Here is a 10,683-nt window from a genome sequence, read left to right as displayed (position 1 = left end):
TAAGCGTCTTTTNNNCAACAAAAAGCGGCTCAGTGATTACTCACTAAGCCGTTGATATTGTTGGTTGCGGGGGTAGGATTTGAACCTACGACCTTCAGGTTATGAGTTAGTTTATAGATATTATCACGATCTATCACATAGTCACAAATTTAATCATATAGAATTGTTATAATTAAATTATTTTATATGATTGCTACTCCTTACCTCTCACAAACATCTTGATTTTCGCTGTCATTTGCTTCCATTATGCTTCCGAAACGAGTGATGGAAGCGAACATGAGATTGAACAAGCGTACCATTGACGGCTTATCTGTGAAAGAGAAAGACTATTTTGTCTGGGATGAAACCCTGCCCGGCTATGGCTTGCGGGTTTTGCCGTCTGGGCGGAAAACCTTCCTGATCCAGTATCGCGATGGCGGCGGGCGCACCCGGCGGAAAGGGCTCGGGCGGTACGGAACAGTAACCGCCGAAAAAGCCAAGGAGAAGGCTCGTGAGCTGCTTGGCGGCATTGCCCATGGGGAAAACCCTGCCGAGGAAGCCAAGCGCAAGCGCGGGGCGGCTATTATCTCGGAACTTTGCGAACGCTTTATGTCAGATTATGTGCCCTCCCACTGCCGGGAAAGCACGGCGAAGGAATATCGGCGCTGCATGGACCTTTTTATCAAGCCCGCCTTCGGAACGGTACAGGTGGAGGAAGTGCAGCGGAGTGATATTGCCGAACTGCATCACAAGCATAGGGATAAGCCATATCAGGCGAACCGGACCTTGGGCGTTCTCTCGGTGATGTTCAATCAGGCGGAAGTCTGGGGCCTTCGTCCCGAAGGGACAAATCCCTGCCGTCATGTCAGAAAATATGAAGAGAAGAAACGCGAACGGTATTTAAGCGGCGAGGAACTTTCCCGCCTAGGCCAGACCCTTGCTGATCTGAAAACGGAAGGCGATGAATCGCGATCGGCCATCAACTGTATTCGCCTCTTGATCCTGACCGGTTGCCGCCTTAGAGAGATACAGACCCTCAAATGGGAATACTTAAAAGGCAACTCCGCCTTTCTGCCGGATTCAAAGACGGGACCAAAAAGGGTCTATCTTGGACCGGCGGCGCTGGACGTTCTCGCCGGGATCGAGCGTATCGAAGATAACCCCTATGTCATTACCGGGAAGCTTCCCGGCTCCCATATCACGGATATGCAAAAGCCATGGCGACGGATACGTATGGCGGCCAATCTGGAAGATGTCCGCCTTCACGACTTGCGGCATACCTTCGCGTCAATCGCCGTCGGCTCTGGCGAGAGCCTTCCCATGATCGGCAAGCTGCTGGGGCACAGTCAGGTGCAGACCACGGCCCGCTATGCCCATCTCGCCGATGATCCAGTTCAGGGGTCTGCTGATAAAATATCCGAAGAACTTGCGAAGTTAATGGCCTCAAAAAAATTCATTAACATCAATAACTAATTATTCGGTAGATAAGATTGTCGCTTCACAATTACTGTTCTTAATAATAGCCGTGGCCTTTCCTATACTCATTCCCCCAAACCCATTTCTCGCGCGATAAGTCATGACAAGATTATGATTTCCATTCGAGTTAACAGGAGATATCCTAGTCTCAATGTGTTCAAAGCTATCAGGCTCTCGCATCATCTCTTCCACTTGCTGACTTACCCGTCGATGAGAACCGTCCCATGGACTAAGGCAGTGAAACCCGGCCCTACGATCTTCTGCCTCTTCCTTTTTTTGGGCAGCTAACCTTTCAGCCTCTTCTTTTTCTTTTTTTGCTTTCTCCTTCATCAACTGCTCATATTTGTCAGGGTCGGTCTTCTTCAACTCCTCCATATCTACACCACCAAAATTGGATAAAATTGGCAGAACAATAAAAACTATGAAGCATATCGCCATAAGACTGACAAAAATGCTTTTATTTCGCTTTTTTCGCGCAAGAAGCTTACTTATTTTCTCCGCTTTTTCTGATTGAATTTGATGGGAGACCTGCTCTGCAATAGGCTCTCCACACGAAGGACAAGAAGTCGCATTTACAGATATCGAATTACCACAGACCGGGCATTGAATAAGTTTTGACATTTCCAGCCACCTCATCTCATAGCTTAACGTTTATTAAAAAAATACCTTAAGTAGAATATATTCAAAATCTATTTTAGCAATGCCTTCGACTTCCTTTGCCCATAGGGGTTTTATAATGCTCTACGTAACGATACGATACGAAACGGTTCTAAAGGTTTTCTGCTCTACTTCTCCACGCTTTTCGACTCACATCCGTATGGGAAGTTTTCACATTATCCCGTAAGGGAATTGTCACGCTGGTATGCGCCGGTGGTTTATTTTTCCGCCTCTTTCCCTTATGGGTTATTTTCTCTCCAATACGCTGCCTATCCAGAAGGGTTTAATCCCATGCCGCTCAAATTCGATCTCGATAACTATTATTTTCTGTTGCAGGCGTTTGATCGTCTCGGGCGGCATTTGTATCGAAGCGACTGGACGGGCATGGAAGCGTTTGCATCCCCTTCCGATGATCCGGTAATATTAAAGAACCAACTTAAGGAACTGGATGACCAGCTCGATACGATAGAACTTGAAAAGATGGCGCTCTTTCAGAAAGGCGGCAGGCTGGAAATGGGACAGGAGAAAGAGCAAATTGACCAGCGGCTCTTCGAGCTCCAGAAACAAGAGCAGGAGCTTCTAAACCAAAAATGCGCCCTGCCCTCTTACCGGGAAACCCTGATTGCCGATTATGACCAATATCAGCGCGGACGGCAGGCCCGGGAAATCCTGTTTTTAGGCTTTGCCAATAAAAAGGTAAAAGCCCTTTTCGGGCTGGACCAGATCATCGACTGGAAACTCTGGCGCGACTACGAGAGTTTTGAAGTTTCCGTAACCCTTTCCCTTGCGACCGCGCCACCTGAATATAGCACACGCGGGGACGCTCCAGTCTTTGTTTCAAAAGACTCATTTGAGCAATGGCTGACAACACTTCAGCCTCTTGTCGAGAGTGAGCCGGAAATTCTAACAAAAAAGGAGCAAACCATCCGGCATATGGCAAAGCTAGCCGAGATACACGAAAGAATGAAAAAGGAAGATTGCTGGCAGGCAATGAACACCGAAATTCACAATCTTACCCGCAATATGTTCAATGGCGTCTGGAAAGACCATGCCCCAATTCAATGGAAGAAACCGGGTCGCCGAACAAATTAAACCCCAGACTTTTACTTTTTTACAGTCCGGGGTTTAAATTATTTGAATCCCAAGCCCCTATTTTTAAACAGGATTAAACCCAAGGGTCAAATTCCGGGGTTTATTTAAAACAGTTGGGGAGTTTTTTCATAAGTCTTCTTTGGCGATAGTTATGTCATTCACTAACTTTTGAAGGACAACTATTACTATGAAAAATGAGCTGACAACCAAAGAAATTACTGAAAACCAAGTCTATTACGATAGCCTGATCAATGAGCGGGTTGCTGCCGACTTTCTAGGATATACCGTCCGGGCTCTACAAAACTGGCGAGTACGCGGGGGTGGACCGGATTTTGTCAAAGTTTCCTCCCGTTCCATCCGCTACCGCCGTAGGGATTTAATCGCTTGGGCAGAGTCCCTTCTCGTCGCGAATACGACGCAAGCCGATAATCGGTGAACCAACTCCTGAAACTTCAAACTATCTCACAGAGGATTCTGTAATGAGGGGGGTCTTTGTAACACCCCCCTCTAGAATTACTTGAGCGTAAAAGAGCGTAACCATGAAGATCAAACAACTCTATGCAGGTTTTGACACTATTGAAGTTGCCTTTCTGGGAGCATTACCAATTGAGACTTTAGAAGTCTTTCGCGAAGCCAAGCAGGAAGCGGCAAAATTGCAGGAACGGCAATTGGTGACAATTGGACCGGGAAACGTTACGGGACATATAGCGTCCCATGGCCTGACCGGTGGCTATGCTTTCCTGTTCGATACCGGGCCCACAGGAGACCTTTGGAGCTTCAAGGACAGTGCAGACCCCAGTAAATGGAATATTGCCGTCAAACCTCATGCAAGCGCCCTCGCCTGTCACAGCTATCAGGAAACAAAAAATCGTCTCCTTGACACCCTTAAAGCCATGGGCTGCCGTTTCGGCACAGAGAGTATCCGGCGCGTAGACTTCGCGATGGATTTTCTGATGCCGGAAACCTTCGAGCTTAATCACATGCAATTCGTTACGCATCATCGCTCTAAAGTCTCGCCTTACTTTGAAGAGAAGAAAGAACAGGACCCCAATATCCCCTCCCTTGTCTTTCAGGGGCGGTGCATTGGGTCTGTGACCATCGGCAAGATGCCAGGTCGGCAAATGATCGTTTATAACAAGCGAAAGGCAGCTATTGAGCAGCGAGCCTATTACTGGTTCAACGTATGGGAAGTAGACCAGAAGGATACGACCAAGAATATCTGGCGGGTTGAACTGAGAGCCGGAAAGAAGGAACTCAAGGACAAATGGAACATTCGGACCTTCCTCGATCTGGAAAACTCCATTGGCGATGTGTTTAATGATGCGATTGAGAAAGTGCGCTATCTCGGTGACTTCCAGACAGACGGCAATGTCACTCGGCAGCGCATGCATCCGCTTTGGGTCGCGGCCACAGAATGCTTATCGAGAAAGCTGACCGACTACCGCGCCGGGCTTGTTCCCGGACAAGTGCGGGAAGTGTTTCGCAAACAACAGGCAGAAACTTATATTCAGCAAATTTCAGGTAATGCGGCTGGGCTTGCGGCGGCACTCGAATTAACAGATGAAGCAATTAGGGAAACATTCGGTCAGTATATTGGGCAAACTGTATCGAACAGGATAAACGATCCTGATACTCGCTTTTTTGAGAGCAGAGATAGGGCGCAGAATAGAATTATTCTTAAAATACACTCGAAATCGAGCTAGCTAATTAATCAAGCATAAACGTAGCAGAAAATGCTATCCGATCTCTTTGAGTTAGCCTGCAACGTCTTTCCCAGCACCGTGCAAAAAGCAATTCACCGTGAACATCCAAAGATGCTGGGCGGTAAATAACGGGCCTCTCCGCCTCATATGCGGCGATATTAGAAGACAGGTAAGCCACCTCCCCGGAAAACTTTCCCGAGACTGTTCAAAAGCTGGTGCATGAAAGTTTGTGCCGGGATACGGACTATTTTTATTCCAAGCTCGAAAAGGCGGAGCGCCAATAGCGTTTTTAGCACAGTAGCCGCCCACGGACGGCTTTGCCGCTCGCCTCGTTATTCCATCACTGCCGCCAAGCCAGCTTGGCGGCTGCGTGCTCACTCTCATTTCAGCTTCGAAAATTATAAACTCGAATTTCTTCAGACCAAAACACTCTCCAAGACGAAATAATTCTGCGTGCAACCAACAATTCCACAAATTTTACATTAGCTTCAGTGTTCGGTATTGTTGGTTGCCGCCATCCCGGTTTGAAATCTGGAAAAGGATCCGGCATTTTCTGTAGCGTCTGCCTGATTTGATCGTCTGATAGGATGTTATGACATTTATTGAAGAGTGCAACTTGGACCTCGACAGGCTTTGTACTGATGATCACTGCTTGAGCAGCTTCATCCGTCAAGTAACTGAAATCGGCGTTGGTACGATAAAACAGCGCACCGATAGCAAAAGCGCGCGCCGGCAAACCGGCAATCAACGCCATGTCCATATCGCCAATGATTCTCAGCTTTTGATCATCGGTAATGTCGGAATTTAACAGCTTTTCCCGGAAGTCATCATCAAAAGTGAATTGATCTTTGATCTCAAAGTAGCGTTCTATGTTTTTTTCAATGAATGACACTTGGTAATCGAGGTGATCTGCCAAACGGGCGAAATTGGATTTTGAAAATGTGATTTTTTCTTCTTCAATAAGTATAAGCAATTTTCCTGAATCGATATCGTTTGGAAATTGTTTGAATTGCTTTGGAAGCACTCGGACATAAGTTCTGTAGGCGTCCTCTTCCATATCGTTATTGTGGATCAAGAATTGACGTAGCGGATGTGTGGGCTCATCGTCGTCGATAGTGACCAAAGAAAGCACGGCCTTTGTATCATCCTGTTCAAGAAATGCCGTAAGCGTATCTGCATCAAAATTTTTGCTAGCAACAAACCCGAGACAATTGTCCCATGAGGCGTTAATTTTCTGCAACCTGAATAATGATGCATATAGCCGCGCCGGGACGTGATCAAGTGAAGGCAACTTTGCGGACTGTTTGTCGATGAACTCTTCCAGTTCCTTACCTTCAATTTCCTCGTGATTGATCACTTTAATAATACTTGAAACATCTTCTTCGGCATTATTTTCAAGTGTAAGTAGAACTCTCTTAAAATAGCGTTCAAAATCATCTTCAATTTTGTTGATTAGATTCGTTCTAGCGCTTTTCAAGACGGTCGAATAGTGCTTGGTTTGTAGCTCTTCCACATTGGGCAAGCCAAATACATCTCGAAAGATGAATTCGATGTTTTCAATGGTAACTTTGAATAGTCCTTCATCGATTAATAATCGGACAATTGCCGGATATTGCTGGATATTCTTTAACTCTTGCGTTTCGAATGGAAGGAGTTTGAGACGATCAGGGTCGAAATCAACTCCCAGTGCCAGAATCTCGGATAAATTCGTCGAGACAAACTTCGATATTTGGTCATCTTTTTGATGCAGAGTTTTGAGATGTTCTTCGGGTAGATGAGCGATAAACCTCGCAACATGAGTGACGTTCTCTGAACTTCCGAGTGCGGCCGATACGAACCCGGGCCATTTGCCGAGCAGTCCGGATGTCAGCTCAGAAATTTGCTTTCCCCTTTCATAATAGGTTGTAAAAAACGCACCACATTCTTCAAAATTTGAAGATATGAATTCAAGTAGCCCTGAAATCTGATGACCGCACTCATTCGGGTTACTCAACATGCAGTCAACAAGAATCACGTTGAGAACGAAATGCTGCCGGAAGTCATCTTCGCGCATGGCGGCAATGACTTCCTTCGGATTGTCAATCTGAAAATCTGACTCGGGGTTGTTGAAAGCTCGGATTTGGATCAGAAACTTGTTGTCATTAGGGGAGAGGCGGCCGGAATGGAAAAGAGACGTATACTGATAATAAGTGTCATCCAGAAACCCTTCAAAAACCAAAAATTTGACGAGTTCCTTGCTCTCCCCAAACGCCTCAAATAACCTTTCCGTACTATTTATATCGATCCGAATGATTTCATTAAATTTGGTCATTCGTAGGTTAGAAATTTTGGCTCTTAGCTCCCTGATGGTCTTCGATGCATTATTTCTGAATTCGTCAGATTTGTGCTCGATCTCTTGTTTTCGTTCTTGATAAGTCTTGTCCGCGTCAACCTCTTCCTGCAAGCCAGCGAGAACTACATTCCGCCTCTGCTTTTGCGGTGTGCGACACGTAATTTGTCGCGTTTCCAAGAGCTGCTCAAAGTCTTCGTGGCTCCAAAGGGATTGGATCGAGTTGATAGATTTTTCATTGAATTCAATTGTCGTGTAGCCATGCGGAATCTTGTCTATCAAAGTCATCGCGTAAATCTTGCGGAGTTCTCCCAAATTGGAAGACACTTGCTTCTCAGCGTCATTAATCTGCTGCTCAAGTTCTGATATCTGCGACTTGTATTGCGTTTCCGCATTTTTGATCAGCTCGTTATGCTTGTTAAGTATCTCGGCAAGTTTCCCCTTTTCCCGGTGGAGTTCTTCAAAATCACTTGGCAGTACGTTTTTATAAATCAGGATGGCAAGGAGCTTGTTCGGATCAAGGATGTTCTCTACATCCGTCTTCAGATTTTTGCCATAAATGGTATACTCGTTGAAGATATTCTGGATTAGCCGCAAGTCATTAAGATAGCGCGATACCTCCCTCAAAAACTGGCGATCAAAATGGTTGTCCAGAGACAGGCGTTTTCCTTGTTCAATGATTTTATCGATTGAGTTGGAGCTGTTTATGATCGGTATTACAGGAACAATGAACTCAAAGAACTTGGTTCGATCCGTGTTCACAAACATATTGTCCCTAAGCGCGTAGAGGAAACGTATTTGCCTTTTAACACCCGCATTGGCATTTATGAGACTGTTGATCTCGCGCAAGGTCACAAAAATGTCGGGGTTGTTGAAGCGATCTAAATCTTCAATGACGACCAAATCATATTTTGTCGATTGAAAGAAATAGATGATTTCGTCCAAATGACGATTGAGAATAGACTCTTCTCGGGCGGTCTCTGGCGTTATCTCGATATCCTTGAGCGAGATGCTCTTTAGGGATACGCCGAAACTCTTGATGTAAATATAGTGTAATGTCTTCCAAACAAACAAAAATCCCAATACAAAGCAAGCTAAATTGAACCAGTTAGTATGATCAAGAGGTTGGATATACGATCCGTCTAAAATATCTTCTTTTCGTTGTATCAAATGCCAGCATGCGGCCAGCCCTAAAACTATGAATAGTGAAACAAACGGGGACCACCATTTTGGCGATTGTATTCTTTTGAATCTTGACAGCGGAAGGCTGTTGGCGTCCCCTCCATAAAGCATCTGTTGTAAGATACTTCTTTCGATTTCCTGTTTGCTGACATTGCCCTTTTTCGGCTGATTGCCCTTGGCGCCATCGTTTTCAGCTGAGCTATCTTTCTCAAAAGTGTTTTCAGTAGTCACTGAACCATCTGCTTCAGGAAGAAAGGCTGCAAGCGAAATTTGCAGCACTCGTTCTTTAAATAGCCAATACTTTCTATGTTTCTTGAGAAAGGTTTTTATGATGCTGCTTTTTCCTGAGCCGTAAGGTCCGGTGAGAGCAATATTGAACACATTTGGGTTCTTGGTCGCTTTGATCAGCGCATCAGAATAGATCCCGGATTTGTCGGCTTTGTCTGTGGGAGCAAGATCAACATACTCAGAATTATCTTGGCCGGAATTGCTGGTCCAACTGGCAAGGGATGTCCGTAATTTTTTAAGTTTTTGAAACATGATCCACGATACGCTTTGGTAAAACTTTATTTGTTCTTATTTTGTACCACCTCTTACTCTTTTCTGAAATACTATAGTGTGAGATTTAATTGCCATTGGTGTATTGGAGGCTCTACTAGATGATTGCCGTTTATCCATCTGCTTTCGTATTGCTTCCATTGATTATTTATCGGGGATAATTATTAACGCGAAAACGCCGCTATATGATTGATATAGCGGCGTTTAATTTTGTTGCGGGGGTAGGATTTGAACCTACGCCCTTTGGGTTCTAAAAAATAAGACACGCGCAAATGAATGTAGGGAAATAGCTGCTATAATTGTGAAATGTATTTAATGGTCCCAAAAAATATATACGGTAGATAAATGGACACATTGGAACGCCAAACTCTTTTGCAAAAATACGCGCCTGCAATGGCCTACATTGCCGTTAAAGATGACGCTGGGAACTGCGGTATCGGAAGCGCGTTTCACGTCGGAGAAGGGGTATTTGTGACGGCCCGTCACGTTGTGGAAAATTACTTTATAGAAGAAGTGGTGCTCAGTGAGCACTTACGTGTTCCAATCCAAGAAGTGGTACCGGAATATCCTCAAGAGGCTATCGACGAGCTAGCGGAACTTATAGGATCGCCGCCCACTTGGCCGCTTTTGCACGAGTCACTTAGTCTAACAGACGGCCCATATTTCCATAACGATGAAAAAGCAGATATCGCCGTATTTCGTGTGGGAAAAATTCACCCAAATCGACCCTTTGTGCCTTTAGGTAGTCATCTCGATGATTGGATTATCAGAAATGAATGGCGATTGTCCGAGGCTCTAATCCTTGGCTATCCACCCATTCCTTTCACCACAGCGCCCGAGTTAATATCAGCACGTGCTGAAATTAATACCGTTACTTGGACAAGGGCTCAATCTCACGCAACCTTCATACTTTCAGCAATCCCTCGTGGCGGTTTTAGTGGTGGCTTGGCTATACATGAGTTTGATTTCGCCCTTGGTGTCATTACACAGAGTCTTATCCAAGGAGGGCAGCCTGCCGAGCTCGGTTTCCTTTCAGTGCTTTCCGTAGAACCAATTTACGAGTGCCTTGCTCAGAACAAACTACTACCTGATTGTCAAAAGGAAAGATGGGAAGATTTCTGGAATACAGAGCGAGCAGATTTTGTGGCAGAGGGAGGCCTTTTGGTAGCGTCAGTACATTTTCATGATGACGGAAAGAAATTCTACTTTGATGTAATGGCGCGAGAGCCTCAGTTTCTAAAAATTGGAGTCGATGCAGGATTAGTATCGATGAAAGGAGCCGCATACGAAGAAGAAAAACTCCGTGACGATTGGATTAGGTTTCATATAAAACTACCGGGCAAGCAGGCTTCAATTCTTGTAGAGACAGCGGCAAAAGCGGCTCAAGAAGCGATTGCCCAAACCGGCCTGAAGAGTATACAGGCTTTCCAAAACAAGAATTAATTCACTATTACATTTCAAATTAATTCGTTGCCGGAATCGTATCCATATTAATCGTTTCCCATTAGCGTATCAGCACTAAGCCACCTGCTTCCAATATGCTTCCATTGATGATTTATAGGGAATGTTCGTTAACGCAAAAACGCCGATATCTTATTGATATAGCTGCGTTAATATTGGTTGCGGGGGTAGGATTTGAACCTACGACCTTCAGGTTATGAGCCTGACGAGCTACCGGGCTGCTCCACCCCGCGACAGGATATGAAG

7 protein-coding genes and 1 tRNA gene are annotated in these 10,683 nt (G+C 45.2%); 5 read left to right on the top strand and 3 right to left on the bottom strand.

All coding sequences use genetic code 11. The annotated features are described in order from the left end of the window. Positions 1–276: 276 nt before the first annotated feature. Positions 277–1,452 carry a tyrosine-type recombinase/integrase gene (locus tag GQE98_RS06280; protein ID WP_202526127.1) on the top strand — a complete coding sequence of 392 codons (1,176 nt, stop codon included), beginning with the start codon at positions 277–279 and terminating at the stop codon, positions 1,450–1,452. Here the strand turns inward: GQE98_RS06280 and GQE98_RS06275 are convergent, their stop codons facing one another. Next, positions 1,453–2,076, bottom strand: coding sequence for a hypothetical protein (locus GQE98_RS06275; protein WP_161314837.1), 624 nt, complete (start codon positions 2,074–2,076; stop codon positions 1,453–1,455). It lies immediately after the preceding gene. 327 nt (positions 2,077–2,403) lie between these two features. Here GQE98_RS06275 and GQE98_RS06270 point away from each other — a divergent pair, with 327 nt between their 5' ends. From GQE98_RS06270 to GQE98_RS06260, 3 genes are all read left to right on the top strand, one after another. Further along, positions 2,404–3,204 (top strand): hypothetical protein, encoded by an 801-nt coding sequence (locus GQE98_RS06270; RefSeq protein WP_161314836.1) that lies wholly within the window; start codon positions 2,404–2,406, stop codon positions 3,202–3,204. A gap of 187 nt (positions 3,205–3,391) precedes the next feature. After that, entirely contained in the window at positions 3,392–3,640 is a 249-nt protein-coding gene (locus tag GQE98_RS06265; RefSeq protein WP_202526126.1) for a helix-turn-helix domain-containing protein, read from the top strand. Positions 3,641–3,743: 103 nt separating this feature from the next. After that, positions 3,744–4,907, top strand: a complete 1,164-nt coding sequence (locus GQE98_RS06260) for a hypothetical protein (RefSeq protein WP_161314835.1) — start codon at positions 3,744–3,746, stop codon at positions 4,905–4,907. Between the two features lie 385 nt (positions 4,908–5,292). Here GQE98_RS06260 and GQE98_RS06255 read toward each other — a convergent pair whose 3' ends face one another. Then, complete coding sequence (locus GQE98_RS06255; protein WP_202526125.1) at positions 5,293–8,958, bottom strand: YobI family P-loop NTPase; 3,666 nt, start codon at positions 8,956–8,958, stop codon at positions 5,293–5,295. A 363-nt stretch (positions 8,959–9,321) separates the two neighbouring features. Here GQE98_RS06255 and GQE98_RS06250 point away from each other — a divergent pair, with 363 nt between their 5' ends. Then, the gene (locus GQE98_RS06250; protein WP_161314834.1) at positions 9,322–10,419 is read left to right on the top strand and encodes a trypsin-like peptidase domain-containing protein; all 1,098 of its coding nucleotides are present in this window, start codon (positions 9,322–9,324) and stop codon (positions 10,417–10,419) included. A gap of 174 nt (positions 10,420–10,593) precedes the next feature. On the opposite strand, the gene GQE98_RS06245 is transcribed toward GQE98_RS06250, so the two are convergent. Beyond that, positions 10,594–10,670: transfer RNA gene (locus GQE98_RS06245), tRNA-Met, on the bottom strand. Between the last annotated feature and the right edge of the window lie 13 nt (positions 10,671–10,683).

Source organism: Sneathiella litorea, assembly GCF_009882915.1.
Classification (GTDB): domain Bacteria; phylum Pseudomonadota; class Alphaproteobacteria; order Sneathiellales; family Sneathiellaceae; genus Sneathiella; species Sneathiella litorea.
Note: the sequence above shows the minus strand (reverse complement) of the source record. Positions and strands in the feature narration are given on the sequence as shown.

What these genes read in the sequence shown, in the direction of transcription:
- GQE98_RS06280 (WP_202526127.1), top strand. Translation starts at nt 277, where the DNA reads ATGAGATTGAACAAGCGTACCATTGACGGCTTATCTGTGAAAGAGAAA.
- GQE98_RS06275 (WP_161314837.1), bottom strand. Translation starts at nt 2,076, where the DNA reads ATGTCAAAACTTATTCAATGCCCGGTCTGTGGTAATTCGATATCTGTA.
- GQE98_RS06270 (WP_161314836.1), top strand. Translation starts at nt 2,404, where the DNA reads ATGCCGCTCAAATTCGATCTCGATAACTATTATTTTCTGTTGCAGGCG.
- GQE98_RS06265 (WP_202526126.1), top strand. Translation starts at nt 3,392, where the DNA reads ATGAAAAATGAGCTGACAACCAAAGAAATTACTGAAAACCAAGTCTAT.
- GQE98_RS06260 (WP_161314835.1), top strand. Translation starts at nt 3,744, where the DNA reads ATGAAGATCAAACAACTCTATGCAGGTTTTGACACTATTGAAGTTGCC.
- GQE98_RS06255 (WP_202526125.1), bottom strand. Translation starts at nt 8,958, where the DNA reads ATGTTTCAAAAACTTAAAAAATTACGGACATCCCTTGCCAGTTGGACC.
- GQE98_RS06250 (WP_161314834.1), top strand. Translation starts at nt 9,322, where the DNA reads ATGGACACATTGGAACGCCAAACTCTTTTGCAAAAATACGCGCCTGCA.